This is a genomic window from Cupriavidus sp. GW823-FHT07A04, from assembly GCF_058794615.1.
The window spans coordinates 491,110-516,478 of sequence record NZ_JBXAHA010000001.1; the positions used below are offsets into that span (position 1 = coordinate 491,110).

At 66.5% G+C, this 25,369-nt stretch carries 25 protein-coding genes; 13 read left to right on the plus strand and 12 right to left on the minus strand.

Annotation, left to right across the window (positions count from 1 at the left end; genetic code table 11):
- Position 1 precedes the first annotated feature (1 nt).
- On the minus strand, positions 2 to 490 hold the full coding sequence (locus AC1Q7Q_RS02285) for a VOC family protein (RefSeq protein ID WP_492372634.1): 489 nt from the start codon (positions 488 to 490) through the stop codon (positions 2 to 4).
- Positions 491 to 643: 153 nt separating this feature from the next.
- Positions 644 to 1,801 carry an FAD binding domain-containing protein gene (locus AC1Q7Q_RS02290; protein WP_492372633.1) on the minus strand — a complete coding sequence of 386 codons (1,158 nt, stop codon included), beginning with the start codon at positions 1,799 to 1,801 and terminating at the stop codon, positions 644 to 646.
- A gap of 226 nt (positions 1,802 to 2,027) precedes the next feature.
- On the opposite strand from AC1Q7Q_RS02290, the gene AC1Q7Q_RS02295 reads away from it, so the two are divergent.
- From AC1Q7Q_RS02295 to AC1Q7Q_RS02315, 5 genes are all read left to right on the plus strand, one after another.
- Complete coding sequence (locus AC1Q7Q_RS02295; protein ID WP_492372632.1) at positions 2,028 to 2,678, plus strand: DsbA family oxidoreductase; 651 nt, start codon at positions 2,028 to 2,030, stop codon at positions 2,676 to 2,678.
- Between the two features lie 8 nt (positions 2,679 to 2,686).
- The gene (locus tag AC1Q7Q_RS02300) at positions 2,687 to 3,379 is read left to right on the plus strand and encodes a DsbA family protein (RefSeq protein WP_492387127.1); all 693 of its coding nucleotides are present in this window, start codon (positions 2,687 to 2,689) and stop codon (positions 3,377 to 3,379) included.
- 199 nt (positions 3,380 to 3,578) lie between these two features.
- Positions 3,579 to 4,121 carry a gamma carbonic anhydrase family protein gene (locus tag AC1Q7Q_RS02305; protein WP_492372630.1) on the plus strand — a complete coding sequence of 181 codons (543 nt, stop codon included), beginning with the start codon at positions 3,579 to 3,581 and terminating at the stop codon, positions 4,119 to 4,121.
- Between the two features lie 152 nt (positions 4,122 to 4,273).
- Positions 4,274 to 4,774: a hypothetical protein gene (locus AC1Q7Q_RS02310; protein ID WP_492372629.1), complete on the plus strand. Its 501-nt coding sequence runs from the start codon at positions 4,274 to 4,276 to the stop codon at positions 4,772 to 4,774.
- Positions 4,775 to 4,785: 11 nt separating this feature from the next.
- The gene (locus AC1Q7Q_RS02315; protein ID WP_492372628.1) at positions 4,786 to 5,592 is read left to right on the plus strand and encodes a DUF2145 domain-containing protein; all 807 of its coding nucleotides are present in this window, start codon (positions 4,786 to 4,788) and stop codon (positions 5,590 to 5,592) included.
- Positions 5,593 to 5,613: 21 nt separating this feature from the next.
- Here AC1Q7Q_RS02315 and AC1Q7Q_RS02320 read toward each other — a convergent pair whose 3' ends face one another.
- From AC1Q7Q_RS02320 to wrbA, 3 genes are all read right to left on the minus strand, one after another.
- Positions 5,614 to 7,035, minus strand: coding sequence for an FAD-binding oxidoreductase (locus AC1Q7Q_RS02320; protein ID WP_492372627.1), 1,422 nt, complete (start codon positions 7,033 to 7,035; stop codon positions 5,614 to 5,616).
- Between the two features lie 86 nt (positions 7,036 to 7,121).
- Entirely contained in the window at positions 7,122 to 7,571 is a 450-nt protein-coding gene (locus AC1Q7Q_RS02325; protein ID WP_492372626.1) for a DUF2069 domain-containing protein, read from the minus strand.
- Positions 7,568 to 8,173 (minus strand): NAD(P)H:quinone oxidoreductase, encoded by a 606-nt coding sequence (gene wrbA, locus AC1Q7Q_RS02330; RefSeq protein ID WP_043344989.1) that lies wholly within the window; start codon positions 8,171 to 8,173, stop codon positions 7,568 to 7,570. The genes AC1Q7Q_RS02325 and wrbA overlap by 4 nt, the downstream gene beginning before the upstream one ends.
- 158 nt (positions 8,174 to 8,331) lie before the next feature.
- Here wrbA and AC1Q7Q_RS02335 point away from each other — a divergent pair, with 158 nt between their 5' ends.
- On the plus strand, positions 8,332 to 9,696 hold the full coding sequence (locus AC1Q7Q_RS02335) for a YihY family inner membrane protein (protein WP_492372625.1): 1,365 nt from the start codon (positions 8,332 to 8,334) through the stop codon (positions 9,694 to 9,696).
- Positions 9,697 to 9,709: 13 nt separating this feature from the next.
- On the opposite strand, the gene AC1Q7Q_RS02340 is transcribed toward AC1Q7Q_RS02335, so the two are convergent.
- The 4 genes from AC1Q7Q_RS02340 to AC1Q7Q_RS02355 all read right to left on the minus strand — a co-directional run bounded on the left by AC1Q7Q_RS02340 (position 9,710) and on the right by AC1Q7Q_RS02355 (position 13,744).
- The gene (locus AC1Q7Q_RS02340) at positions 9,710 to 10,027 is read right to left on the minus strand and encodes an Mpo1-like protein (RefSeq protein WP_043344994.1); all 318 of its coding nucleotides are present in this window, start codon (positions 10,025 to 10,027) and stop codon (positions 9,710 to 9,712) included.
- 144 nt (positions 10,028 to 10,171) lie between these two features.
- A protein-coding gene (locus AC1Q7Q_RS02345; protein ID WP_492374750.1) for an IS3 family transposase occupies positions 10,172 to 11,319 on the minus strand; the annotation gives its coding sequence in 2 pieces (ribosomal slippage) (positions 10,172 to 11,061 and positions 11,061 to 11,319; 1,149 coding nt in all).
- A gap of 290 nt (positions 11,320 to 11,609) precedes the next feature.
- Positions 11,610 to 12,434 carry an alpha/beta fold hydrolase gene (locus AC1Q7Q_RS02350; protein ID WP_492374748.1) on the minus strand — a complete coding sequence of 275 codons (825 nt, stop codon included), beginning with the start codon at positions 12,432 to 12,434 and terminating at the stop codon, positions 11,610 to 11,612.
- On the minus strand, positions 12,434 to 13,744 hold the full coding sequence (locus AC1Q7Q_RS02355; protein ID WP_183031501.1) for an O-acetylhomoserine aminocarboxypropyltransferase: 1,311 nt from the start codon (positions 13,742 to 13,744) through the stop codon (positions 12,434 to 12,436). Before AC1Q7Q_RS02355 ends, AC1Q7Q_RS02350 begins: the two co-directional genes overlap by 1 nt.
- A 202-nt stretch (positions 13,745 to 13,946) precedes the next feature.
- On the opposite strand from AC1Q7Q_RS02355, the gene AC1Q7Q_RS02360 reads away from it, so the two are divergent.
- From AC1Q7Q_RS02360 to AC1Q7Q_RS02380, 5 genes are all read left to right on the plus strand, one after another.
- Positions 13,947 to 14,393 carry a CBS domain-containing protein gene (locus AC1Q7Q_RS02360; protein WP_174422769.1) on the plus strand — a complete coding sequence of 149 codons (447 nt, stop codon included), beginning with the start codon at positions 13,947 to 13,949 and terminating at the stop codon, positions 14,391 to 14,393.
- A 163-nt stretch (positions 14,394 to 14,556) separates the two neighbouring features.
- Positions 14,557 to 16,455, plus strand: a complete 1,899-nt coding sequence (locus AC1Q7Q_RS02365) for an MFS transporter (RefSeq protein WP_492374747.1) — start codon at positions 14,557 to 14,559, stop codon at positions 16,453 to 16,455.
- A 22-nt stretch (positions 16,456 to 16,477) separates the two neighbouring features.
- On the plus strand, positions 16,478 to 17,197 hold the full coding sequence (locus AC1Q7Q_RS02370) for a glutathione S-transferase C-terminal domain-containing protein (RefSeq protein ID WP_492374746.1): 720 nt from the start codon (positions 16,478 to 16,480) through the stop codon (positions 17,195 to 17,197).
- An 87-nt stretch (positions 17,198 to 17,284) separates the two neighbouring features.
- The gene (aroC, locus tag AC1Q7Q_RS02375; protein WP_492374745.1) at positions 17,285 to 18,403 is read left to right on the plus strand and encodes a chorismate synthase; all 1,119 of its coding nucleotides are present in this window, start codon (positions 17,285 to 17,287) and stop codon (positions 18,401 to 18,403) included.
- Position 18,404: 1 nt separating this feature from the next.
- Positions 18,405 to 19,631, plus strand: a complete 1,227-nt coding sequence (locus AC1Q7Q_RS02380; protein ID WP_492374744.1) for an MFS transporter — start codon at positions 18,405 to 18,407, stop codon at positions 19,629 to 19,631.
- A 30-nt stretch (positions 19,632 to 19,661) separates the two neighbouring features.
- Here AC1Q7Q_RS02380 and AC1Q7Q_RS02385 read toward each other — a convergent pair whose 3' ends face one another.
- The gene (locus tag AC1Q7Q_RS02385) at positions 19,662 to 20,768 is read right to left on the minus strand and encodes an NAD(P)/FAD-dependent oxidoreductase (protein ID WP_492374743.1); all 1,107 of its coding nucleotides are present in this window, start codon (positions 20,766 to 20,768) and stop codon (positions 19,662 to 19,664) included.
- Positions 20,769 to 20,872: 104 nt separating this feature from the next.
- Positions 20,873 to 21,571 (minus strand): FadR/GntR family transcriptional regulator, encoded by a 699-nt coding sequence (locus AC1Q7Q_RS02390; RefSeq protein ID WP_492374742.1) that lies wholly within the window; start codon positions 21,569 to 21,571, stop codon positions 20,873 to 20,875.
- Positions 21,572 to 21,876: 305 nt separating this feature from the next.
- On the opposite strand from AC1Q7Q_RS02390, the gene AC1Q7Q_RS02395 reads away from it, so the two are divergent.
- Positions 21,877 to 22,767, plus strand: coding sequence for a flagellar brake protein (locus AC1Q7Q_RS02395; RefSeq protein ID WP_492374741.1), 891 nt, complete (start codon positions 21,877 to 21,879; stop codon positions 22,765 to 22,767).
- 148 nt (positions 22,768 to 22,915) lie between these two features.
- Positions 22,916 to 23,377: a hypothetical protein gene (locus AC1Q7Q_RS02400; RefSeq protein WP_492374740.1), complete on the plus strand. Its 462-nt coding sequence runs from the start codon at positions 22,916 to 22,918 to the stop codon at positions 23,375 to 23,377.
- Between the two features lie 54 nt (positions 23,378 to 23,431).
- Here the strand turns inward: AC1Q7Q_RS02400 and AC1Q7Q_RS02405 are convergent, their stop codons facing one another.
- Positions 23,432 to 25,117 (minus strand): electron transfer flavoprotein-ubiquinone oxidoreductase, encoded by a 1,686-nt coding sequence (locus AC1Q7Q_RS02405; protein WP_492374739.1) that lies wholly within the window; start codon positions 25,115 to 25,117, stop codon positions 23,432 to 23,434.
- Between the last annotated feature and the right edge of the window lie 252 nt (positions 25,118 to 25,369).

Consider the following 25,369-nt stretch of genomic DNA (forward strand, 5'->3'; position numbering starts at 1 on the left):
ATCAGTCTCCTGCCACTTCGGGGTGGGGCGCGCGCGCGCCGTTGCCCGGGATTTCAAGGCCCGCCACCTCGGCGGCGGGGTAGTTCAGTTCGATGGTGACGCCGGAAGGGTCCTCGATGAACACCTGGTGCAGGCCCAGGCTGGGGACGGTGCGGTCGCGCCACGGGATGCCCTCGGCTGCCAGCTTCGCCCACATCTGCGCCACGCCGGTGGCCAGGAACGCAATGTGGTCGAGGGCGCCGGTGCCAGCCGCCGAGGGGGCGCGGTCGCCGAGGTAGGCGGACAGTCCGCCGGGGTTGCCAGGGTCGGCACCGATGATGTGGACGGTGCCGAAGTCACCTTCGTCCCCGCCCATGTACAGCCAGGCGCCGGGGAAATCGAAGGGCGGGCGATAGCCTCGCCTGAATCCGAGAATGCGTTCGTAGAAGGCGCAGGATTGCTCGAGGTCCGTGGTGCGGATCGAGAAGTGTGCGAGTTTGCGGATGGTCATGGGTGCCTCTGCTATTGATCGATCGATTAGTGATCGTGTGATAAATTGTAGGTCGGCTGCGTGGAACGGCCAAGAGCAAAAAAGGGGAGTACTTACCCTGATCGGCGGAGTGCATGCCGGCTGCGCCACTTCTTCGCGGCGCAGCCCTGTGCCTTAGTGCAGTGCGATCCCCATGATGCGGTTGCCCATGCGAATGCCCCACTGGGTCATCTGCTCGCCTTGTGCGTGTTCACCCTGCTGCCAGCGCTGCAGCGCCTGGTCCGGGTCGGCCGTGCCGTCGAGCGCCTTGGCCAGCGCCACGGCATTGGCTGCGGCCTTGGCGGTGCTGCCGGCGGTATGGGGGCGGGGAATGAAGGCGGCATCGCCGGTCAGCAGCACGCGGCCGAACACCATGCGTGGCACCTGCAGGTCCTGGATGGCCTGGACGAAGATCTGATCGGTGTTATCGATCAGCGCGCGGAACGAGGGGTTGGCGCGCGCGGCCGCGGTCTGGCGAAACCAACGCTCTTGCTCAGCCGACAACATGCCCGGCGGGATCGAATGGCCGCGGCGTTTTCCGTCGCGATCGGTGAGCACGGCATCGAGCGCAGCGCCGGGCTCGGCCTTCAGGTACCAGAGCCAGTTGAAGCGGCGCCGTCCGGGCGCCGTGGCGCCGTCGGCGCCGGGCACCATGTACTGCAGCATCATCGAGTCGCGGTCTTGCTGGAACACGAAGTTCTCGTGCAGCAGCGGCCTGGCCGATTCGGGCAGAAGGCCCTCGTCGACCAGGCCACGCCAGACGACATAGCCGGCATAGGCGGGGGCGACGCCGGGCAGCACGATCCCGCGCACGGTAGAGCCGGCGCCGTCGGCACCGACCAGCAGCTCGCCGCACGCCTGGCGTCCATCGGCAAACGTGGCGCAAACGCCGTGCTCGTCCTGCGCGATAGCGGTGAGCGCGGCACCGCGATGATAGTGCGCCGCCGGGAAATGATCGAGCAGGGTGGAATACAGCGTGTTCCACGAGGTCTGTGTCTGCGGCATGCGCTGGCGGTGGAGCACGTGGCCGCCTTGGTCCAGGAACAGCCGGTCGTGCGAGCGCACACCCAGCGCGCCGTGCGCGGCGATGCCGGCGAACGAGAACGCCCGCAGCACCTCCGGCTGCAGGACAATGCCGCCGCCACGGCTGTCGAGGTCCGATGCCGAACGCTCGAACACGTCGACCTGCCAGCCCACGGCACGCAGCGCGGTGGCCGTGAACAGGCCGCCCAGCGAGCCGCCTATGACCAGGGCCTTGCGCGGGCCGACGGAGGATGCGTCATTGGTGTTCATGTGTGGCTCCAGAGTGCGAGTGGATGCGTTGCATCGTAGAAGCGCCCGGGTCCGCAGAGAATGCTTGGCGGGGGCAAAGCAGTTTTGCGTGGGCGGCAACGGGGTGGCGCACTCGCCGCGCGAACCCAGCGTTGCGCCGCCGGCAACGCAGGTTTGCGCCGGCATGCCATTCCGCTGATGCGGGCCGCCGTCTACGCTGGCTGCATCACTCACGCAAGGAGCCGTCATGAAACCCATCGACACCCAGATCACCTATGACTTCATTTGCCCGTGGTGCTGGATCGGCCATCGCAACCTGAAGGCCGCCATCGGGCGCATGTCGACCGAGGCCACCCTCGCGATTTCCTATGTGCCCTACGAACTCAACCCGGACATGCCGGTGGAAGGCGCGGACCGCAAGGCCTACCGTAGCGCGAAATTTGGCAGCTGGGCCCGCTCGCAGTCCATGGACGCAGAGGTGACGACGATGGGCCGGCGCACCGGACTGGATTTCAACTATGACCTGATCACGGTCACGCCCAATACCCGGCTTGCGCACCGGCTGATGGCATTCGCCCAACAGAACGGCGACGCAGCCATGGCGGAGGCGTTGTTCGATGCCATCTTCGCTGCGTACTTCTCCCGCGGCGAGCACATCGGCCTGATCGATGTACTCGTGCCGCTGGCCGTATCGGCCGGCTTCGATGCGCAAGCTGTGCGCAATCACCTGTCTGGCACCGACGGCGAAGCGCAGATCGTGGCGGCGCAGGCGAAGGCGCTGCGCGAGGGGGTCCGCTCCGTGCCCACGATCCGGATCGGCAACGCCGTCATCGCTGGGGCGCAGCCGCCTTCGATCATGGAGAAGGCGTTGCAGGCGGGCGTGGCCGAGGCCATTTGATCGTGAACATGCAGCACGCGCACCGGGCGGCTGCCGCAGAGAATCTGGAGAACACAGACATGAACAAGCAAGCGACGCTTCATTACGTCTACGACCCGTTTTGCGGATGGTGCTATGGGCTTGCGCCGCTCGTGTCGGCAGCCGACGAAGCCGGCCTGAGGGTGGTGCCGCACAGCGGCGGCATGCTGGCGGGAGAGCGGGCGCAGAACATGTCCGCCGAATGGCGCGATTTCGTTCGCCCTCACGAGGAGCGCATCACCGCGCTCAGCGGGCAGCCTTTCAGCGAGACGTACCAGCAGGGCACGCAGTTCGACTACGATGTCAGGCTGGATTCCGGCCCGCCCACCGCGGCGATGCTGGCCGCCGAAGCCGTCGCCGGAGCAGGGCTGAAGATGCTGGAGCGCCTTCAGGTTGCGTACTATCGCGAAGGACGCCCGATCGCCGAGCGCAAGGAACTGATCCAGATTGCCGACGAACTGGGGCTCGATGCTGCGTCGTTCGCAAACGCCTACGACCAGGCGAGCGCGATGCTGCCGGACCATTTCGAGCAGACCCAGGCGCTACTCGAGGAGATCGGCGGCCGTGGCTACCCGGCGCTGGCCATCGAGCAGGACGGCAAGATCTCGAGACTGCGCCTGGGTCGGTATTTCGGGAAGCCGGAGTTGTTCAAGAAGGCAATGGGGGAGGCTTTGGCGCAATGAGTGCGTGCTTCGGCGCAATTCGGGCTGTTTGATTGACACCTTGCCCACGCGAATCACGCGGCGCTGCGCTGCGCTGTGCTGCAGGGCAGCCAGCCGGCGGATTAGAATGCTCGCACCGGCGCGCTCCACGCTGACCCGGCGCCATCCGGGCGCCGCAGCGCGCGCTTGATTGGCGACTTTCCGTATCCAGGCTTTCATCGTGACCATTCGCAGCTTCCAGGGCAAGGCCCCCCAACTCGGCGACCGCGCGTTCGTCGACCCCAGTGCCGTCGTGATCGGCGACGTAGAGATCGGCGCGGACAGCTCCGTCTGGCCGCTGGTGACCATTCGTGGCGACATGCACCGCATTCGCATCGGCGCGCGCACCAGCGTGCAGGACGGCAGCGTGCTGCACATCACGCATGCCGGGCCGTTCAATCCCGATGGCTTCGCGCTCACCATCGGCGACGACGTGACGATCGGCCACAAGGCGCTGCTGCATGGCTGCACGGTAGGCAGCCGCATCCTGATCGGCATGGGCACCATCGTGATGGACGGCGCGGTGATCGAGGATGAAGTGATCCTCGGCGCCGGCAGCCTGGTGCCTCCCGGCAAGGTGCTCAAGAGCGGGCATCTCTATGTCGGCAGCCCGGCGAAAGAGGCAAGGGCGCTGACGGAGAAGGAGCTTGGCTTCTTTCGCTATACGGCGGCCAATTACGTCAAGCTGAAGGACCAGCACGTGGCGGCATTGAAGGGCGGCTGACGGGTTGCCTGCCTGGTTCGCGGGGATATCCCGGCCGCTATTGTCCAGGATCGCCGCGACTTCCAGGTCGCAGCCCAGCGCCAGGCAGACGCCATTGCCTGTGAGGGCTTTGCCTTTACAATAGAAGATCACATTTCCGAGAAAAAAGAACAATGAACTTCTATGAAGGCAAGGTATCGGTGCGAACGATCTCTGCATTGCTGGTCATCGTTGGCGCGTCGCTCTGTGTAGCGCCGGCCAGTGCGCAGTCCACGAATATGGGCGGCTCGGAGCAGATCTCCGTTGGCACGCTGTCGATCCTGGCCGCGCCTGTCGTCAGCGTGGCCGGCAGCACCGGTGGCGCGGGCCCTGTGCAGGGTTCCTTGCTGGCGGGCATGGGCAGTGCCTTTGTCGTTTCCGGCATTGCGCAGGGCGGGAAGGATACCGTCGAGGTGATCCTCGACTCGGTCAGCACCGCGGGCAAGGCCTCGGTCAAGGTCGCCAAGAGCGGGTTCGAGAAACTGGGCGTGTCGGTGGGCGCCACCGTGAACGCCGTGGCCGATTCGACCGGCACCGTGCTGGTGGTGTCAGGCAAGGTGCTCGCCTTCATTCCCAATACGATCGGTGAGGCGTTGCTTTATCGCGAGCGGGTTCCCACGGCCGCGAAGCCGTGAAGGGGCGCGCCATGATCTTGAACCGGATGGGGCGCACCGGCGCCTTGCTCGCCTTGCTGCTGGTTCCGCTGCTGGCGTCGGCGGGGCAGAGCTGCGAAGACACGCCGCTCAGCACGCAGACGCTGCGCCAGGCCATGGCCACGGCGCAAAAGGTGACGGCGGAGATGGAACGGCGCCAGGACAACGTGGCGCTGGTGGGGCGGGTGGGGCAGGACCTGTCCAGCTATGGGCTGAAATACAGCCACGTCGGCATCATCTACCGCAACCCGGCGGACGCGCGTTGGCGCATTGCCCATTTGCTCAATAGCTGTGGCACCGCGCAGTCGGATCTGTGGTACGAGGGCGTCGGCAATTTCTTCCTCGACGATATGTTCTCGTACGATGCCGTCCTGATCGTCCCTCCCAAGCCGATCGCCGATCGCCTGCTGCCGCGCCTGCAGGATGGCGCAGCCCTGCGCTCGGTTCACGACGTCAACTACAGCCTGGTATCGTACCCATTCTCCACGCAGTACCAGAACTCCAACACCTGGGTGCTGGAAACGCTGGCAGCCGTGGAAGCCAGGGACGCCAAGATCGTCAATCGCGAGCAGGCGCAGGCCTGGCTCAAGCTGGCCGGTTACCAGCCGTCCGAGATGAAGATCGGTACGTTCAAGCGCCTGGGTGGCCGCGTGTTCAAGGCCAACGTGGCCTTTGACGATCATCCCACTGAACTGCGCTTCTCCGACCGCATCAGGACCGTCACCGTCGATTCCGTGATGCGATTCCTGGCGGACCGCAACGAGGGCTGGCAGGTCGTGGAAATTCCGGCAGCGCGCTAAGCCACCGGCGCGCGTTTCCCGTCAGATCACCTTGCCCGGATTCATCAACCCCTGGGGATCGAGCGCCTGCTTGATCGCCCGCATCATCGCCAGCTCCACGCCGCTCTTGTAGCGGCGGTTTTCCTCGCGCTTGAGCTGGCCCAGCCCATGCTCGGCGGAGATCGAGCCGCGGTGGGCGTGCACGCTGTCATGCACGATCAGGTTGATGGCTGCCGAGTTGCCGAGGAAGGCATCGTGGCTTTCGCCCACGGGCGGCGACACGTTGTAGTGCAGGTTGCCGTCGCCGAGATGGCCGAAGGTGACCATGCGCGCGCCGGGGAAGGCATGCTGGATCAGGGCGTCGGTGGTGTCGATGAAGTCGGCGATGCGCGAGATCGGCACGGCGATGTCGTGCTTGATGTTCTTGCCATCGTCGACCTGGGCGAGCGGGATATGTTCGCGCAGGTTCCAGAAGTCGCGTGACTGCTGCACGGATTCGGCGACTACCGCGTCTTGCACCACGCCGGCTTCGAAGGCAGTTTCCATCAGCGCTTCGAAGATCGCGCGCGCATGGTCTTCGCTTTCGTTGTCGGACAGTTCCAGCAGCACGACTTGGGGGTGCGGGCGGTCGAACGGATAGCGCAGTTGCGGGTAATGCGTGGTGACCAGCGACAGGCACCGCTCGGATATCAGCTCGAAGCCGGTCAGCATGGCGCCTGCGCGCTGCTGGGCGATGGCCAGCAGGGCCAGCGCAGCGCGCGGGTTGGCCACGGCTGCCAGCGCGGTGACGCGAGCGCGCGGCAGCGGGTAGAGCTTCATCACAGCGGCGGTGATGATGCCGAGCGTGCCTTCCGCCCCGATGAACAGGTCGCGCAGGTCGTAGCCGGTGTTGTCCTTGCGCAGGCCGCGCAGGCCGTCCCAGATCTCGCCGGCAGGCGTTACCACCTCCAGCCCCAGGCAAAGCTCACGCGTATTGCCATAGCGCAGCACGGCGGTGCCGCCCGCGTTGGTGGAGAGGTTGCCGCCGATGGTGCAGCTGCCTTCCGCGGCCAGGCTCAGCGGGAACAGCCGCCCGTGCTCGCGCGCGGTGTCCTGCAACTGCTGCAGGATCACGCCGGCTTCCACGGTGATGGTGTTGTTGAGCGGGTCCACCTGCCGCACGCGGTTCAGGCGTTGCAGCGAGATCACCACCGAAGCTTGGTCCGCCTGCGGCGTGGCGCCGCCGCATAGCCCCGTATTGCCGCCTTGCGGCACCACGGCGAGCTTGTGCGCGTGGCAGGCGTGCACGGCGGCGGCGACTTCTTCCGCCGAGCCCGGCCGCAGCACCGCCACTGCCTCGCCCGTGTAGCGCTTGCGCCAGTCGGTCAGGTAGGGGGCCTGATCGGCGGCGTCGGTCAGCACGTGCTGCTCACCGAGCGCGGCGCGGCACAGGGCAAGGAAGGAATCGAGGTGCGAGGCGTTCATGGCGGTGGGTCCGGGAGGGCGGCCGCTGTGAGGGCGGCCGCGCTGAGATGGATCGGTGCGGGCTGATGGCAAGCTCGCCGGCGTGGTCATTTGCCGGGCTTGGCCGGCTGCAGGGCCTTGGCGCGGCGCTTGTAAGGGCGCAGGTAGAGGATGGTGCCGAAGAAGAACAGCAGCGTCAGCGCCACCTCGGTCCACGCCAGCGTGGAAGATGGGGCGCGGTCGCTGGTGGCACGCACGATGCCTTCGGTGAAGAACAGCAGGATCAGCATCGACGACCACTGCATGGTGTAGCGGTTGCGGGTCAGCACGCCGCGCAGCGGCAGCAGCAGGGGCAGGAACTTGAGGATCAGCCAGGAGCCGCCCGGACGCAGCGGCGCCAGGAACCATTCCCAGGCGATGCACAGCACGATCAGCGCAATCAAGCTGCCGGCGCTCAGGCGCCACAGGGCGGCATTGTGCAGCGCGCCGTCGCTGGCGTTGGCGGCGGACGGGGCCGTGGCGTGCGACGCGTCCGGGACTTTCGGGGCGGCGCTCATGCGCGGCTCCCGCCAGCCAGGCGCAGCGCAGTCTCGGCCAGGCGCTTGCCCATGGCGCGCGCGAGCGCGGCTTCCTCCTCGGACACCGGCGCGCTGTTGTCCACGCGCGCGTGGTGGCTTGGGCCGTAGGGCGTGCCGCCACCGGTGGTGGTCATCAGCGCGCTTTCCGAATAAGGCAGGCCCATGACCAGCATGCCGTGATGCAGCAGGGGCAACATCATGGACAGCAAGGTGGTTTCCTGGCCCCCGTGCAGGCTGCCGGTGGCGGTGAACACACAGGCGGGCTTGCCGGTGAGGGCGCCGGACAGCCACTGGGCCACCGTGCCATCGAGGAAGTACTTCATCGGCGCGGCCATGTTGCCGAAGCGCGTGGGGCTACCCAGGGCCAGGCCCGCGCATTCCTCGAGGTCGCGCAGTTCCGCGTAGGGCGGGCCTTGCGGGGGGATATCCGGGGCGGTGGCTTCGCTCACCGTCGAGACCGGCGGCACCGTGCGCAGGCGCGCCTGGGCGCCGGGCACGCTGTCGATGCCGGTGGCGATGAGTTCGGCCAGCTTGCGGGTGCTGCCGTGGCGGCTGTAGTAGAGGACTAGGAGTTCGGTCATGGACGGGGCTACGGCGCCTGACGGTGTAACCGGGGAGGCGCCAGGATGGAGCGGTCCCGGGAGGCAGGCCGGGTTTGTGCCTTGCGCGGCGCGCGAGGGCAATGCGCGTATTATAGTTGCGGCCTCGCCACGGAATCCGGTAAGGAGTTTGCCCCCGCATGTTTGCCGCCCGCATCGTTCGCCTGCGCAGGGAATGGAATCTGCAAAAACTACGCGCGCTCACGCGCTACGCGCTGCGCCGCGCTGGCGAAGGCCGCTTGCCGCAGGTCGCGGCCAGCCTGACATTCACCACGGTACTGGCGGTGGTGCCGGTGCTGACGGTGGCCTTCGCCTTGCTGGCGGCCTTCCCGGTGTTCCGCGAGTTTCGCAGCGCGACCGAATCCTTCCTGTTCCAGAACCTGATTCCTGGCAACGTCAGTAATTCCATCACCAGCTACCTTGGCCAGTTCGCCAAGAATGCCAAGGGCCTGACGGCGGTGGGCCTGGGTGGCTTGATGGTGACTTCGGTGCTCACCATGCTGACGGTGGAGGACGCGCTCAACGCGATCTGGCGGGTCAAGCAGCGCCGCCCGCTGGCGCAGCGCGTGCTGGTGTTCTGGGCCGTGTTGACGCTGGGCCCCGTGCTGATCGGTGCCAGCCTGTCGATCAGCTCCTACCTGATCTCGGTCTCGGCTGGTTATGTCGGCACCATGCCGTTCGGGCTGGGGCTGGTGGTCGGCCTGACGCCGGTGCTGCTGTCGGCGCTCGCCTTTGCCTTCCTCTACACGGCAGTGCCCAACGCCAACGTGGAGTGGCGCGACGCGATCGCCGCCGGGCTGGTGGCAGCGCTGGCCTTCGAGCTGGCCAAACGCGGCTTTGGCTACTTCGTCACCCATATCCCGACTTACACCGCGGTCTACGGCACCTTTGCCGCGCTGCCGATCTTCCTGCTGTGGATCTACCTGAGCTGGCTGGTGACGCTGCTGGGTGCCACCATCGCCGCCAACCTGCCGGTGATCCGGCAGGGCTACTGGCGCCGCCGCACCTTTGCCGGCAGCGAGTTCTTCGACGCGCTGGGCGTGCTCTACCTGCTCTATCGGGCGCGGGACGAAGTGCCGCGCAGCGTCGGCGAGCTCGACCTGGGGCGCAAGCTGCGGGTGGAGGCGGACTACCTGGCTGGCCTGCTCGGCAAGCTCAAGGGCATGCATCTGGTCGGCAGGCTGGCGCAGGATCGCGGCCAGGCGCACTGGGCGCTGCTGTGCGATCCGGGCCAGGTGACGCTGCGCACGCTGCACGACCGGCTGGTGCTGAACCTGCCGCGCCTGCCGCGCACGGCGCTAGCGCAGCAACTCCAGGGCGCCGATGCGCTCAAGCAGGTGCTGGACAACCCGCGCCTGGACCAGCCGCTGGAGGCCGTGTTCCGGCGCCAGCAACAGGATCAACAGGCGCAAGCGCAGGCCGGGCCGGCCGCCCAGGAACGCCCCGCCGATCCCGCGCGGCGCACCCTGGAGGTGGTGCCGCCCGGCTGGCACGGCCAGGTCTGAAGGCCGCGCGGGCCTAGAAGGGAATCCTGCCGCGCCAGATATCGCCGTACATCACCCAGTCGCCCATCAGGCTGTAGAGCGGATGGCGGAAGGTGGCGGGCCGGTTTTTCTCGAAGCCGAAATGGCCGACCCAGGCGAAGGCATAGCCGGACACTGCGGCCGCTGCCAGCCACCACCAGTTGCCGCTGAGCAGCAGTGCAAGCAGGCACAGCAATGCCACGGTGGAACCAGCGAAATGCAGGCGGCGGCAGGTGGGGTTGCGGTGCTCGTTCAGGTAGAAGGGGTAGAAGGCGGCGAAATTCTCGAACTCACGGGGGTGGGCCTGGGGCATGGCGGGGGCCTGTGGGGTGTTCGGGGGCTTTTAGTTTAGGTGGGGGGGGACTGTCACTGCAACTGCTTAACGTCAAAGGCAACTGCAGTTTCGCCACCCCTGCGGGGCGGCGACTGTGGTGGTCAAGTAAACCTGGACACTTTCTCAGGCAGCTTCCACCTTTAAATCCTCGTACTCGGCCGGCGGCATGTTCAACGTGGCCGAGTGCAATCTCTGTTGGTTGTAGAAGAACAGCACATAGTCTGTGATGTCCGCTCGGGCCTCCGCGCGGTCCCGGTAAGTCCGGTCTCGTATGCGTTCCCCCTTCAAGCTACAGAAGAAGCGCTCCACCACCGCGTTGTCCCAGCAGTTGCCAGCGCGGCTCATGCTGGGCGTAATCCCTTCATCGTGTAGCAGCGCCTGGAACGCGAGGCTGGCGTACTGACTACCTTGGTCCGAGTGGAACATCAGCCCTTCGGCCGGCCGTCGGCTCGATAGCGCCAGTCTCAACGCTCTGACCACCAGCTGCGTGTCGGCCGAGGCCGAGTACGCCCACCCAACTACCCGTCGCGAGAACAAGTCGATCACCACAGCCAAGTACAGCCAGCCTTGCTGCGTCCCAATGAAGGTCACATCACCAGCCCATACGCGGTTTGGCTGCGCCACCGCAAACTGCCGATTCAGTCGGTTCGGCGCAATGGCCGAGGACTTCCCGCCCTTCGAGTAGTAGTGCTTGCGTGCCCTCCGGACTGCAACCTGTGCTTCCTGCATCAATCCTCTGGCCTGATGGCGTCCCACGGCGTGGCCTCGTCGCCGCATCTCTTGCGACATGCGGCGGCTGCCGTAGCTTTCTCCGCTTGCCTCGTGGATCAACTTGACCTGATCCACCAAGGCCTCGCGCTGCGCACGCGGCGGCCCTTGCCGGGCCTTCCACGCGTAGTAGCTGCTGCGCGGCATTCCCAGCGTCCTGCACACCACGGCCACTGGCCAGACCTTCTCCGCCTGTTCGATCACTTCGTATTGCGATCGAGTTCCTTGACGAAGAAGGCCGTGGACTTTTTTAGGATGTCGCGCTCGCGCTCCAGTTGGGCCACCTGCCGCTCCAAATCCCGGATGCGGCGCTGATCCGGCGTTAGACTCACCAGGTCACTCGGGCCCGGCTGCACCTTCGCCTGTCGATGTCCCAGCCAGCGTCGAAGCGCCGTCTCCCCGATGCCCAGTGCCTTGGCAGCCTTGGTCACCGTATAGCCCTGCTCTAACACCAAGTTCACGGCCTCTGCCTTGAACTCGTCCGAGAAATCCTTGTGTGCCATCATCACCTCTCTAGTCGACGGGAAGTCTACCTTTTGAGGTGTCCAAGTTCATTAGACCACTACAGCCCTACTTTCTTGTCTTGCCAAGAAAGTAGGCAAAGAAGGCGCGCCGGTGTACGGCCTGGGCACACCTTGACGGCTCACTTCGCATCGCGCTTGGGTGTTTCCCGCCCCTTAGGGCGGGAAACACGGCTACCACAGTTGGTTGATCTTGCCGCTGGTTGGCTCCCCTCTCCCACAAGTGGGAGAGGGGCCGGGGGAGAGGGCGGGCGCTCGCTACGCCGCCGCCTTCAAGCTGCCGCTACCACTTTGCGCGCAAACGCCGCCAGCGCGTCCAGTACCTCATCCGGCCTTTCCCCCATCAGCGCGTGCCCGCAGGGCACCGTGACCGTGCTGGCCGATGCCATCCTGGCGGCGAGCGCCTGGGCGGCCTTGGGCGAGGTCATCATGTCCTTGCTGCCGCTGATGAACAGGGCGGGGCAGCGCACGGCGGCCACCGCGGCGTCGCCGTTGGCGTAGGCGTTGCAGGCGGAGAAGTCGTTGTGGAAGACGTGGCCTTCAGGGTTGCGTTGTGCCACGCGTTCCATCAGGCGCTGGCTGCCGCCTTGCATCCACGAGCCCGGTCCCGGCGAGGAGGGCTTGTTGGCGAGGCTGGAGTGAGACCACGCGTTGACCATGGCGATGGCCTGGTCCACGCGGTTGAGCGAGGCGTCGAGCAGGGCGTCGGCAACCTTCATCGGATAGGCCGTGGCAAGCAGGGCGATGCCGCGCACCGCGTCAGGGTGGCGGGCGGCCGTTTCCAGGGCGATCAGCGAGCCCATGCTGTGCCCGAAGACCAGCGCGGGGGCGCTTACTCCGGCCGCGCGCACCAGTTCGATCACCCAGTCGGCCATGGCCTCGACCGTCTTGAGGGGCATGCCCTCGCTGCGGTTGTGGCCGGGCAGGTCCACCGCCAGCACGCTGAAGCCGTGATTGGCGAACCAGCGCGTCTGCAGGGCCCAGACGCTGTGGTCGTTCTGCGCGCCGTGCACGAACACGGCACAGGGCAGGGCGGGGTCGAAGGGTTTGCCGCCGGTGTAGGCGTAGGCCTTGTGGCCTGCGATCGTCAGTTCCATCAGGCTTGCCCTCCCTTGGCGCTCATGGCCTTCTCGGCTGCCTTGAGGCCGCGCTTGAGGTCGTCGATGAGGTCGTCCGGGTCTTCCAGTCCGACCGATAGACGGATGGTGCCTTCGCTGATGCCGGCGGCCTGCAGCGCCGCGGCGTCCATGCGGAAGTGGGTGGTGGAGGCCGGGTGGATCACCAGCGAGCGGGCATCGCCCACATTGGCCAGGTGCGAGAACAGCGCCAGGCTTTCGATGAAGCGCTGGCCCGCGGCACGGTTGCCCTTGAGGTTGAAGCTGAACACGGCGCCCGCGCCGCGCGGCAGCAGGCGCTTGGCGAGTTCGTAGTCCGGGTGGGATTCCAGCTCCGGATAGGCGACCGACTCGACCATCGGGTGCGACACCAGGAACTGCACCACGCGGCGCGCGTTGTCCACATGGCGGGCCATGCGCAGCGGCAGCGTCTCGATGCCCTGGAGCAGTTGCCAGGCGGCCATCGGGCTCAGGCAGGCGCCGAAGTCGCGCAGGCCTTCGCGGCGCGCGCGCAGCAGGAACGGCGCCACCGTGCTCTCCTCGGTGAAGACCATGTTGTGGAAGCCAGCATAGGGTTCCGACAGCTCCGGGAAGCGCCCGGAGGCTTCGAAGTCGAAGGTGCCGCCTTCCGCCAGCACGCCGCCGATGGTGGTGCCATGGCCGCCCAGGAACTTGGTGGCCGAGTGATAGAGCAGGCCGGCGCCCAGGTCGAAGGGCTTGAGCAGGTAGGGCGTGGTGAAGGTGGAGTCGACCAGCAGCGGGATACCGTTGTCCTGGCCGAGCTGCGCCAGGGTCGGGATGTCGAGCACGTCCAGCCCAGGGTTGCCCAGGGTCTCGCCGAACAGCAGCTTGGTCTCGGGCCGGATGGCAGCGCGCCAAGCGTCGATGTCGCGCGCCTGCACGAAGGTGGTCTCGATGCCGAAGCGGCGCAGCGTGTAGTGCAGCAGGTTGTGCGAGCCGCCATACAGGGCGCTGGACGCCACGATGTGCGAGCCCGCGCCCATCAGCGTCGCCACCGCCAGATGCAGCGCGGCCTGGCCCGAAGCCACGCCGATCGCGCCGGCGCCGTTCTCCAGGGCGGCGATGCGCTCCTCGAAGACGGCGACCGTCGGATTGGAGATGCGGGAGTAGACGTGGCCCGCGCGTTCCATATTGAACAGCGAGGCGGCGTGCTCGCTGTCTTTAAAGACGAAGGATGTCGTCAGGTGGATGGGCGTGGCCCGCGCCCCCGTGGCGGGGTCGGGAGCGGCGCCAGCATGCAGCGCCAGGGTGTCGAAACGGGTACCGGACATGGCTTCAAGGGCTAGAGTTGTCTCCGGATCGCATCGTAGCATCCGCTGCTGCCGGGGGCACGGCAAATAGCCTTGGCGGCCCCGGCGGCGGCCCGTGCTTTACTTGGGCGGCTGGTTTCGGCTAGGATCGGCGCATCAGGCCATGCCGGCGGCGGCAGGTAATAAACAGCAAAACAGCAGATTCAGAGAAGCGGAGACCATCATGAAAGTCAGCGACATCCTGCAGATCAAGGGCAACACGCTCTATACGGTGAAGCCGGAAACGTCACTGCTGCTGGCGGTCAACATCATGGCAGAGCACGATATCGGCTCGCTGGTGGTGATGGAATACGGCGACCTGGTCGGCATGCTGACCTTCCGCGAGATCATCAAGACGCTCTCCGCCAACGGGGGCAACGTTGGCACCACCAGCCTGCGCAAGGTCATGGACGACGCGCCGCTGACCTGCACCATGGAGACGGACGTCAATGAAGTCCGCCGCATGATGCTGGAGCGCCACACCCGTTACCTGCCGGTGCTGGACAACCGGACGCTGATGGGCGTGATTTCGTTTTACGACGTGGCCAAGGCCGTGGTGGAAGAGCAGAGCTTCGAGAACCGCATGCTCAAGGCCTACATCCGCGATTGGCCGGAAGAAAAGAGCGATTGAGCCGCCCATGGCGCGAGAGGCGCCACGTAGCGGCGGCCGGGTTGGGCCGATCGAGGCGCTGCGGGCTGTGCACCCTCCTGGGGCGCGCCCATAGTCCGTACAAGTGGTAAATGCCGCGCAACGACGCGGCATCTTTTTGAGCCGACTGCGACATGAGCGCTACATGAGCCAACAAAACCAATTCCGTCTGCTCCGCACGCGCCGCTTCGCGCCCTTCTTCTGGACCCAGTTCCTGGGCGCCATGAACGACAACCTGTTCAAGGTCGCCTTCACCTCGCTGGTCACCTACCATACGGCCCTGTTCGACGGTGTTGACGCCAAGAGCGCGGCGTTCCTGATCTCAGCCATCTTTATCGCACCGTTCGTGCTGTTCTCGGCCACCAGCGGCCAGATCGCCGACAAGATCGAGAAGTCCCGGCTGATCCGGCTGGTGAAGACGCTGGAAATCGCCATCATGCTGCTGGGGCTGGCGGGTTTTGCCATGCACAGCGCCCCCTTGCTCTACACGGGCACCTTCCTGATGGGGTTGCACTCGACGCTGTTTGGCCCGGTCAAGTTCGCTTACCTGCCGCAGCACCTGGACGAGACCGAACTGGTGGGCGGCAACGGCCTGGTGGAGATGGGCACCTTCGTGGCCATCCTGCTCGGTACCCTGCTTGGCGGCGAACTGGCCGGCCTGACCCATGGCGAGAAGATCGTGGGGCCGTTCTATGTCGGCGCAGCTTGCGTGGTGCTGGCGCTGGCCGGCCGCATGGTGTCCGCACGCGTGCCGGACTCGCCGGCGCCGCAACCTGACCTGCGCATCAACTGGAACCCGTTTACCGAGACCTGGCGTAACCTCAAGCTGGCGCGCACCGACCGCACGGTGTTCCTGAGCTTGCTGGGGATTTCCTGGCTCTGGTTTTTGGGCGCGACCTTCCTCACCTCGTTTTTCAGCTTTGCCAAGGACGTGCTGGGCGGCGACCAGAACGTGGTGACGCTGCTGCTGGCGGTGTTCTCGCTGGGCATCGGCACCGGCTCGCTGCTGTGCGAGCGGCTGTCCGGTCGGCATGTCGAGATCGGCCTGGTGCCGTTCGGCTCGATTGGCATGACGGTGTTCGCGGTCGACCTGTTCTTTGCCAGCAACGGCGAGCAGCACAGCGAACTGTCCGGGCTGGCCGGCTTTGCCGCCGACCCGCGCCACTGGCGCGTGCTGATCGACCTGTTCCTGCTGGCGATGTTCGGCGGCTTCTACAGCGTGCCGCTGTACGCGCTGATCCAGAGTCGCTGCGCGCCGACGCACCGGGCCCGCATCATCGCCGCCAACAACATCCTCAACAGCTTCTTCATGATCGGCTCCTCGCTGCTGGCGGTGGTGCTGACCCAGGCCGGCTTCAGCATTCCGCAGCTGTTCCTGGTGGTGGGGCTGCTCAACGCGATGGTTGCCATCTACATCTACTCGCTGGTGCCGGAGTTCCTGCTGCGCTTCATTGCCTGGATCCTGGTGCATACGGTGTATCGCCTGAAGCGCGTCAACGCCGAGCACATTCCGGCCGAGGGCGCGGCGGTGCTGGTGTGCAACCACGTCAGCTTTGCCGATGCGGTGGTGCTGATGGCCGCCAGCCCGCGGCCGGTGCGCTTCTTGATGGATCACCGCATCTTCAAGGTGCCGCTGATGTCGTGGTTCTTCCGCCAGGCCAAGGCGATCCCGATCGCGCCGGCGCACGAGGACCCGGTCATGCTGGAGCGCGCCTACGACGAAGTCGCGCGGGCGCTGGCCGGCGGCGACCTGGTCTGCATCTTCCCGGAGGGCAAGATCACGGCCACCGGCGAGCTCAATCCTTTCAAGCAGGGCGTGCAGCAGATCATCCGGCGCACCCCCGTGCCGGTCGTGCCTATGGCGCTGCGCGGGCTGTGGGGCAGCTTTTTCTCCCGCAAGGGCGGCAATGCCATGTCCCGGCCATTCCGGCGCGGCATCCTGAATCGGCTGGAACTGGTCGTGGGCGACCCGATCGCGCCGGAACTGGCCACGCCGGAGGGCTTGCAGCAGGTGGTGCAGGGCTTGCGCGGCGAGTGGCGCTAACGATAAGCGGGAGGCGGCAACCATGATCACGCTTTACACCTTCGGGCCGGCCTTCGGCCTGCCAGACGCCAGCCCTTTCGTCACCAAGGCCGACATGCTGCTCAAGCTCGCGGGACTGCCGTACCGCGCCGCGCAGGGCGGCCTGCGGCGCGCGCCCAAGGGCAAGCTGCCCTATCTCGACGACGAGGGCCGCGTGGTGGCGGACTCCACGCTGATCCGCTGGCACCTGGAGAAGACCTACCACATCGACTTCGATGAAGGGCTGACGCGGTCCCAGCGTGGCACGGCCTGGGCGGTCGAGAAGATGCTGGAAGATAACTTCTACTGGGCTGTGGCCGATGCGCGCTGGAACCACGACGCCAATTTTGCCCGGGGCCCGGCGACGTTCTTCCGCGCCGTGCCCTGGCCGGTGCGGGGGCTGGCGATGCGTTTTGTGCGCTCGAAGATCCGCCGCATCCTGTGGACGCAGGGGCTCGGGCGCCATAGCCCGGCCGATCTGGCCGCGATAGCCAGCCGCGATGTGGCGGCCGTGGCCGATGTGCTGGGTGGCCAGCCCTACCTGATGGGCGACAAGCCTTGCGGCGCCGACGCCACGGTCTTCGCCTTCATGGCCGGCGCGCTGTGCCCGCTGTTCGACACGCCGATCCGCACCGCCGCCGAATCCCACCCCAGCCTGGTGGCCTACGTGGCGCGGATGCGGGAGCGCTTCTATCCGGACCTGCAGGCGGCGCCCGCGCCCTGAGCGCGAGCCGGGGAGGGCCGCAAGGGCGGCAAAAGCCTTACAATGTAGCCCGTTCCCCAATTCTCACGCCCTGCGCGGCCTCCCATCATGTCCGGCAATACTCTCGGCCTGCTCTTCACTGTCACCACTTTCGGCGAATCGCACGGGCCGGCCATCGGCGCGGTGGTGGATGGCTGTCCGCCGGGCATGTCCCTGACCGAGGCCGACATCCAGCTGGACCTGGATCGCCGCAAGCCCGGCACCTCGCGCCACGTCACGCAGCGCCAGGAGCCCGACCAGGTCGAGATCCTGTCCGGCGTGTTCGAGGGCAAGACCACCGGCACGCCGATCTGCCTGCTGATCCGCAACACCGACCAACGCAGCAAGGACTACGGCAATATCGTCGAGACCTTCCGCCCGGGCCACGCCGACTACACCTACTGGCAGAAGTACGGCATCCGCGACTATCGCGGCGGCGGCCGCTCGTCGGCCCGCCTGACGGCACCGGTGGTGGCAGCGGCGGCCGTGGCCAGGAAGTGGCTGCGCGAGCAGTATGGCACCGAGATCCGGGGCTATATGTCGCAGCTGGGCGAAGTCCGCGTGCCGTTCGTGGACTGGGCGGAAGTGCCGGAGAATCCCTTCTTTGCCCCCAATGCGGAGATCGTGCCGGAGCTGGAAACCTATATGGACGCGCTGCGCCGCGACGGCGACTCCGTCGGCGCGCGCATCGAGGTGGTGGCGAGCCATGTGCCGGTGGGCCTGGGCGAGCCGCTGTTCGACAAGCTCGATGCCGATATCGCGCATGCCATGATGGGCATCAACGCCGTCAAGGGCGTGGAGATCGGCGCGGGGTTTGAGAGCGTGAGCCAGCGTGGCAGCGTGCATGGCGACTCGCTCAGCGCCGAAGGCTTCCGTGGCAATAACGCCGGCGGCGTGCTTGGCGGCATCTCGACCGGCCAGGACGTCACCGTCTCGCTGGCAATCAAGCCCACCTCCAGCATCCGCACCCCGCGCGAATCCATCGACAAGGCAGGCCAGCCCGCCACGGTGGAAACCTTCGGCCGCCACGATCCCTGCGTGGGCATCCGCGCCACCCCCATCGCCGAAGCCATGCTGGCGCTGGTGCTGATGGACCATGCGCTGCGCCACCGCGCCCAATGCGGCGACGTCAAGGTCGATACCCCGCGCATTCCCGCCCAGTCGCCGCAGTCCGGCCCGTCGCGCTGAGTTGGCGCAGGCGGAGCAACACGCCCGCGCCGCGGGTGCCGGGCGCGTCTCCGAGACGCGCTTTGGCCTGTTTTATCTTGGCTACTACGGCTACGTCGGCGTCATCTCCCCCTATGTGAGCCTGTTCTTCGCCGGGCGCGGTTTCTCCCCGGTGCAGATCGGCGTGCTGATGGCCTGCTTCCAGGTCAGCCGCATCGTCGGCCCGTATTTCTGGGGCTGGCTGTCCGACGTGACGCATACGCGCGTGCGCCTGCTGCGCCTGGCCGCCGTGACATCCTTGCTGGCGTTCCTGATGGTGCCCGGCGTCACCAGCTACGGCGCAATGATGGCGATGATGATCGGGCTGAACCTGATCACCAGCGCCATGTCTCCGCTGGGCGACGCGCTCACCATCTCCACGCTGCGCCGCTACGGCGCCTTCGATTACCGCTACGGGCGCATCCGCATGTTCGGCTCGGCCGGCTTTATCGCGGCCGTGCTGATGGGTGGGGCGCTGTTCGAGCACTACGGCATGGAGGTGTTCCCGTGGCTGGCGAGCGCCATGCTGGCGCTGTTCCTGGTGGTGGTGTTCGGCATGCGCGATGCGCCCGAGGACGGGCCGCGCGTCAAGCCGCCGCCGGCGCTGCCGCTGCTGCGCCGTCCCGATGTGAGCTGGTTCTTCGGCTCGGCGTTCCTGATGATGTTCGCCCACGCCGCGCTGTACGTGTTCTATTCGCTGTACCTGGAGCAGCTTGGCTACAGCAAGTTCGCCATCGGCGTGATGTGGACCATCGGCGTGGTGGCCGAGATCGTTTTCTTCTTTTACCAGGGGCGGTTGTTCGCAAGCGTGCCGTTGCGCACCATCCTGGCTGGCACCTTCGTGCTGGCCGCGATCCGCTTTGGCCTGACCGGCTACTTCGCCCAGTTGTCATGGCTGATGGCGCTGGTGCAGGTCCTGCACGCGGCCACCTTCGGCGCGCACCATAGCGCCAGCCTGAAACGCCTGCAGCGCTGGTTCTCGGGTCCTTTGCAGGGGCGTGGCCAGGCGCTTTACACCGGCCTTTCCTACGGCCTTGGCGGCACCTGCGGCGGGCTGGCGATGGGGTGGACCTGGAAGGCGCTCGGGCCCGCGCACACATTCGGGCTGGCGGCACTAGCGGCGGCGGGCGGCGCACTGTGCGCGTTCATGACGTTCCGTACGGAGGCGGCGTCCGACGCCAAGGCGGATGCCGCCACGGCCGGGCGCTGACGCGCGCCGGCATTTGGATCGTTCAGGGCTTCACAGCAGGCTTGCCACATGCTCGGCCAGCGCCAGCGACGAGGTCAGCCCGGGCGACTCGATGCCGAACAGGTTGACCAGCCCCGGCACACCATGGGTGGCTGGGCCATCAATGCGGAAATCCGCCGCGGGCTCGCCCGGCCCGCTGATCTTGGGGCGGATGCCGGCATAGCCCGGCTGCAGCGCGCCGTCGGCCAGTCCCGGCCAGTAATTGCGCACTTCACCGTAAAAGCTGTCGGCATCGGCCGGGTCCACGCCGTACTCGATCTCGTCGATCCAGCGCACATTGGGGCCGAAGCGCGCCTGGCCGCCCAGGTCGATCGTCAGGTGCACGCCCAGGCCGGCGGCCTCCGGCACCGGGTAGATCAGGCGCGAGAAGGGGGCGCGCCCGGCCAGTGTGAAGTAGCAGCCTTTGGCGTAGTACTGAGGTGGAATATGTGCGGCGGGCATGCCTTCGATGCTGCGCGCCAGCGCCGGCGCGGTCAGGCCGGCCGAGTTGATCACGGTGCGGGCCAGCAGCGTGGTGCCGTCCGCCTCGTCCTGGCTGCCCACGTCGAGGCGGATGCCATCCGGCATCACGGCGCCGCCGGCCACGGGCGACTGCACCGCCAGCATGGCGCCGGCGTTCTCGGCGTCGCCCAGCAAGGCCAGCATCAGGCCATGGCTGTCGACGATGCCGGTGGACGCAGAGAGCAGGGCGGCGCGGCATTGCAGGTTTGGCTCCAGCGCCTGCGCCTCGGCCTGGCTGAGCAACTGCAGGTCATGCACGCCATTGGCCGCGGCCTTGGCCCTGATGCCTTCCAGTGTGGCGACCTGGGCCTCGGTGGTGGCTACGATCAGCTTGCCGCAGCGCTGGTGCTGGATGTGGTGCGAGGCGCAGTAGTCGTACAGCATGGCCTTGCCGCGCACGCACATCGCGGCCTTGAGCGAGCCGGCCGGATAGTAGATGCCGGCGTGGATCACTTCGCTGTTGCGCGCGCTGGTGATGGTGCCGAAGGCGTTCTCGGCTTCCAGGATGATGACTTCGCGGCCCTGCATGGCCAGTTGTCTCGCCACGGCCAGGCCCACTACGCCCGCGCCGATTACCACGCAATCTACTTGTTCCATTGTCGTTCTCTGCTGATGCGGCCGGCGCCTGTCAGGCGGTACGTGCCGCGGGTCCCTGGATTGTGTTGTGCCGTGGATAGGCCCTGCGCTCTGCGCGCCAGGGCTTAACGCAAAGTCAGCCCCATGCGCTTGGCTGCCGCGCCGAGGTGCCTGCGTGCGGCCTGCCGCGCCGCGCTGGCGTTGCCGGCGGCAATGGCCTGCACCAGCGCGGTGTGCTCGCTATCCGCGCCCTGCGAGCCGCCGCGAAAGCGGGCGGCGTTTTCCCAGGCGGTTTGCCGCGCCGCCAGCATGTGCTGGCCAACAAAATCGGTCAGGCCGGTGAAGCAGGGGTTGTGCGCGGCCTGCGCGATGGCGTGGTGGAACGCCACGTCGGCGGCTGCGGCGCTGGTGAAATCTTCGGCGTGCTCGCGCATCGCGGCCAGCGCGGCGTGGATGGCTTGCAGGTCCTCGTCGGTGCGGCGCAGCGCGGCCATTTCGGCGCAGGCGCATTCCACCACCATGCGCAACTCGAATAGCTGGGCCGGGGTCGGACCGCCTTGCAGTTCGGGGGCCATGCGCCATACCTGCCCGCCGGGCGTGTCCGATACATAGGCACCCGAGCCTTTGCGCGTGACCAGCAGCCCGTCCGCCTTCAGTTGTGCAATGGCCTCCCGGACGATGGGGCGGCTCACGCCAAAAGTCTCGCCAAGGGCGGCTTCGGCCGGGAGCCGGGCGCCGGCGGCAAAGCGGCCCGCTGCGATGTCGGCGCGCAGGGCGTCGGCGATACGTGCGGCAAGCGAGGCGGGGCGGCTTAGGATGGTCATCGATTAATATGTAAGGCTGTCAGACAGATTGTGGCGAGATTTTGCGAGGAAAGCGAGACGGCGTCAAGGCATGCCTGCCCCCTTGGCTGTCCGATTGTTCTCAAGGTTTTCCAGGAATGCGCCGATAGCAAACTGGATGGGATGCGCTATTCACTTGGTACATCGCGGCGCCTTGAGGCAGCCGCGCCAGCCGCTCTGTGCACTGAGCGCCTCGCTAGGTGGTGGCCGGGACGACCGTTTCTGCGTTCCCGTAGCCGCCGTTGGATCTGCCACGCCCGCTGCCCGGGCGTTCACCGGTGCTAACCATGATTGCACTCACCCCTAACGATCTCCCCGTCGGCCAGCCCTTGCCTTGGTCCTTGCTGGACGAGGCAGGCAATCTCGTGCTCGGCAGCGGCAGCGTGATTCCCGAGGACCGCGACGTCGCCCTGGTGTTTCGCCATGGCACTGTGTGCCGGCCGGAGGACGAGCCGGGCGAACCGGGCGAGCCGATGGACAGCGGGCGGCTGGCCAGTGCGGGGCCGCTTGGCCTGCAGGTGGGCACGCTGCTTCAGGTCAAATCGCCGGGGCAGACCGGGCGCGCCGCGGCCAGCCGGCTGATCGGATTTGTCGAGCAGGGCCTGTTCGTGACCTGGCCGCAGCTCGGCGGGAAGGAACTGCAGCTCAAGCCCGGCGAGACGGTGTTGCTGCGCGGCTTTTCCGGTCACGCCATCCTCAGTTTCGAGTCGACGGTGACCGCCATCTGCCGCAGTCCATTCCGCTACCTGGTCTTGTCGGCGCCGGCCGAGCCGCAGCAGATGCCGGTGCGCAAGGCGACCCGCGTGCTGACGCGGCTGGCGGCTTACCTTGTGGATCCCGGCAGCACGGACGATGAGGCTGCGGCACAGCACCAGCCTGCCCGCCTGGTGTTGCTGACCGACCTGAGCACTGGCGGCGCGCAGATCCAGATCGCCGGCGCAGTGCCGGCGCCCGGTGCGCCGGTACGCTTGTGCTTCCATCTGCGCACCGCCGCGCTGGACAGCGAGATCATGGTCGACGGGGTGGTGCGCAACGCGTTGCCTGCCGAGGGCGATGTGGAGTTTCCCACGTTCGGCGTTGTGTTCGAAGCCCTAGGCGAGCGCGAGCTGACGCTGCTCCAGTGCTTTATCTATGAGCAGTTGCTGGCCAATGCCAGCATGCAGGTCACCGCCGCGTGAGAGGGGGCGGCGTTTGGAGTCATCCTGCTAACACGGATTCTTGCCCGAATCACGCTTCCCGTCTCTACTGTTCCCTGCGAGAAGATCCGGCACGGCATGCTGGCATTGTGGCGGGCCGGTATCCCGATTCCTGCCACAAGGAGACATCATGAAGCGTTTATCCCGCCTTGGCGCGCAATTGCGCGCGCCCATCCTGGCAGCCCTGCTAGCCATTGCCATGCCAGCCATGGCTGATATCGCGCAGGGCGGCAGCCAGGCGAGTGCTTTGTCGATGGACGAACGCGCGCTGGGACTGGAAGATTTTTCGAGTGGAACCAAGCCAGTTAGTGCCGACGCCGGTGCCGACGGCACACGCCTGCTGGTCGGGATGTCGCCCCTGGACGTGGCCTCGGCCACCGCCCTCGGCAAGCCGCGCGAGGCGGGCGGCATGACGGACGTGGTGCTGGCCCTGATCGACGGGATCGGGCAGGTGCCGCTTGCTGGCCCGGCACTCATCACGCTGATTGCGGGCGTGGCTGATGTGATTGGCTGGTATCAGAGCGTGGCCGACGACAAGCCGCTCTACCATGATTCACTGACGTCGCCCGCAACGTCGAGCCCGCAGGTCTGAGCCCAAAAAAAACGGCACCGAACCCGGTGCCGTTGTTCTTGCCATGCGGCTAAGTTACATACCCACGTAGTTCGGGCCGCCGCCGCCTTCCGGCGTCACCCATACGATATTCTGGGTGGGATCCTTGATGTCGCAGGTCTTGCAGTGCACGCAGTTCTGCGCGTTGATCTGCAGGCGTTCCTTGCCGTCGTCATTCTGCACGAACTCGTACACACCGGCTGGGCAGTAGCGGCTTTCGGGGCCGGCAAACTTGTCCCAGTTGACATTGACTGGGACGCTTGCGTCCTTGAGCGTCAAGTGGGCCGGCTGGTTTTCCTCATGGTTGGTGTTGCTGATGAACACCGAGCTGAGGCGATCGAAGGTGAGCTTGCCGTCCGGCTTCGGGTAAACGATCTGCGGGCACTCGGCGGCTGGCTTGAGGTAGACGTGGTCCGGCTTCTCGCGGTGGATGGTCCAGGGCGGGTTGCGGATGCCCAGCTTGGGCAGCAGCCATTGCTCGATGCCGGTCATCAGCGTGGCGGTGGTGCGGCCCTTCTTGAACCACTGCTTGAAGTTCTTTGCCTGCAGCAGTTCCTTGTGCAGCCAGCTGTTCTCGAAGGCGGTCGGGTAGGCCGTCAGTTCGTCGTGCTGGCGGTTGGCCTGCAGCGCATCATAGGCGGCTTCGGCGGCCATCATGCCGGTCTTGATGGCAGCGTGGCTGCCCTTGATGCGCGAGGCGTTCAGGTAACCGGCGTCGCAGCCGACCAGGGCGCCACCCGGGAACACGGTCTTGGGCAGCGACAGCAGGCCGCCGGCCGTAATGGCGCGCGCGCCGTAGCTGATGCGCTTGCCACCTTCGAAATACGTGCGGATTTCCGGGTGCGTCTTGAAGCGCTGGAACTCCTCGAACGGGGAAAGCCAGGGGTTGGTGTAGTCCAGGCCCACCACGAAGCCCACAGCGACCTTGTTGTCTTCCATGTGGTACAGGAAGGAGCCGCCGTAGGTGGCCGGGTCCAGCGGCCAGCCGGCGGTGTGCACCACCAGGCCTGGCTGGTGCTTGGCGGGATCGATCTCCCACAGCTCTTTCAGGCCGATACCGTAGCTTTGCGGATCCTTGCCGTCATCGAGCTTGTACTTGGCGATCAGCTGCTTGCCCAGGTGGCCGCGCGACCCTTCGGCGAAGATGGTGTACTTGGCGTGCAGCTCCATGCCGAGCTGGAAATTCTCGGTCGGCTCGCCTTCCTTGTTGATGCCCATGTTGCCGGTGGCCACGCCCTTGACCGAGCCGTCGTCGTTGTAGAGCACCTCGGCGGCCGGGAAGCCCGGGAAGATCTCGACGCCCAGGCCTTCGGCCTGTTGCCCCAGCCAGCGCGTGAAGTTGGACAGGCTGACGATGTAGTTGCCGTGGTTGTGGAAGCACTCCGGCAGCAGGGCGGACGGCGTGGCCTTGGAACCGGTTTCGTTGAGGAACAGGAACTTGTCTTCAGCGACCGGTTGGTTCAGCGGGGCGCCGAGTTCCTTCCAGTTGGGGATCAGCTCATTGAGCGCAACCGGGTCCATGATGGCGCCGGACAGGATGTGGGCGCCCGGCTCGGAGCCTTTTTCCAGCACGCAGACATTGACCTCGGTGCCTTTCTCCTGGGCGAGCTGCTTCAGGCGGATGGCGGTTGCCAGGCCGGCGGGGCCGCCGCCAACGATGACGACGTCGTATTCCATGGCCTCGCGGGGGCCGTACTGCTCCAGGAGCTGTTGCTGATTCATTGTCTCTAACCCTCTATTCTTGGCAACTTGCGCGCAATTGTGGGAAATGCCGTGTTCGGTGGTACCGGGGATGCGATGATCGGGCGGAACTTGGGGCAAGGGCGGGGCGGCGCACTCGCCAAATCGTGGCGGCCATGCGCGTTTTTCCTCTTTCCCTTTGTGGCCCGAGTTCTTAGAATCTCCGGCATTGTCCGGGACTCGCCATGGTCAGGCAAGATTTTTTTTGGAACGACCGTTCTTTTTTTTGATATG

What these genes read in the sequence shown, in the direction of transcription:
- AC1Q7Q_RS02320 (WP_492372627.1), bottom strand. Translation starts at nt 7,035, where the DNA reads ATGAACGCCTCGCACCTCGATTCCTTCCTTGCCCTGTGCCGCGCCGCG.
- AC1Q7Q_RS02355 (WP_183031501.1), bottom strand. Translation starts at nt 13,744, where the DNA reads ATGTCCGGTACCCGTTTCGACACCCTGGCGCTGCATGCTGGCGCCGCT.
- AC1Q7Q_RS02360 (WP_174422769.1), top strand. Translation starts at nt 13,947, where the DNA reads ATGAAAGTCAGCGACATCCTGCAGATCAAGGGCAACACGCTCTATACG.
- AC1Q7Q_RS02310 (WP_492372629.1), top strand. Translation starts at nt 4,274, where the DNA reads ATGAACTTCTATGAAGGCAAGGTATCGGTGCGAACGATCTCTGCATTG.
- AC1Q7Q_RS02370 (WP_492374746.1), top strand. Translation starts at nt 16,478, where the DNA reads ATGATCACGCTTTACACCTTCGGGCCGGCCTTCGGCCTGCCAGACGCC.
- aroC (WP_492374745.1), top strand. Translation starts at nt 17,285, where the DNA reads ATGTCCGGCAATACTCTCGGCCTGCTCTTCACTGTCACCACTTTCGGC.
- AC1Q7Q_RS02350 (WP_492374748.1), bottom strand. Translation starts at nt 12,434, where the DNA reads ATGGAACTGACGATCGCAGGCCACAAGGCCTACGCCTACACCGGCGGC.
- AC1Q7Q_RS02390 (WP_492374742.1), bottom strand. Translation starts at nt 21,571, where the DNA reads ATGACCATCCTAAGCCGCCCCGCCTCGCTTGCCGCACGTATCGCCGAC.
- AC1Q7Q_RS02340 (WP_043344994.1), bottom strand. Translation starts at nt 10,027, where the DNA reads ATGCCCCAGGCCCACCCCCGTGAGTTCGAGAATTTCGCCGCCTTCTAC.
- AC1Q7Q_RS02315 (WP_492372628.1), top strand. Translation starts at nt 4,786, where the DNA reads ATGATCTTGAACCGGATGGGGCGCACCGGCGCCTTGCTCGCCTTGCTG.
- AC1Q7Q_RS02400 (WP_492374740.1), top strand. Translation starts at nt 22,916, where the DNA reads ATGAAGCGTTTATCCCGCCTTGGCGCGCAATTGCGCGCGCCCATCCTG.
- AC1Q7Q_RS02405 (WP_492374739.1), bottom strand. Translation starts at nt 25,117, where the DNA reads ATGAATCAGCAACAGCTCCTGGAGCAGTACGGCCCCCGCGAGGCCATG.
- AC1Q7Q_RS02395 (WP_492374741.1), top strand. Translation starts at nt 21,877, where the DNA reads ATGATTGCACTCACCCCTAACGATCTCCCCGTCGGCCAGCCCTTGCCT.
- AC1Q7Q_RS02295 (WP_492372632.1), top strand. Translation starts at nt 2,028, where the DNA reads ATGAAACCCATCGACACCCAGATCACCTATGACTTCATTTGCCCGTGG.
- AC1Q7Q_RS02300 (WP_492387127.1), top strand. Translation starts at nt 2,687, where the DNA reads ATGCAGCACGCGCACCGGGCGGCTGCCGCAGAGAATCTGGAGAACACA.
- AC1Q7Q_RS02385 (WP_492374743.1), bottom strand. Translation starts at nt 20,768, where the DNA reads ATGGAACAAGTAGATTGCGTGGTAATCGGCGCGGGCGTAGTGGGCCTG.
- AC1Q7Q_RS02335 (WP_492372625.1), top strand. Translation starts at nt 8,332, where the DNA reads ATGTTTGCCGCCCGCATCGTTCGCCTGCGCAGGGAATGGAATCTGCAA.
- AC1Q7Q_RS02365 (WP_492374747.1), top strand. Translation starts at nt 14,557, where the DNA reads ATGAGCCAACAAAACCAATTCCGTCTGCTCCGCACGCGCCGCTTCGCG.
- AC1Q7Q_RS02290 (WP_492372633.1), bottom strand. Translation starts at nt 1,801, where the DNA reads ATGAACACCAATGACGCATCCTCCGTCGGCCCGCGCAAGGCCCTGGTC.
- wrbA (WP_043344989.1), bottom strand. Translation starts at nt 8,173, where the DNA reads ATGACCGAACTCCTAGTCCTCTACTACAGCCGCCACGGCAGCACCCGC.
- AC1Q7Q_RS02285 (WP_492372634.1), bottom strand. Translation starts at nt 490, where the DNA reads ATGACCATCCGCAAACTCGCACACTTCTCGATCCGCACCACGGACCTC.
- AC1Q7Q_RS02325 (WP_492372626.1), bottom strand. Translation starts at nt 7,571, where the DNA reads ATGAGCGCCGCCCCGAAAGTCCCGGACGCGTCGCACGCCACGGCCCCG.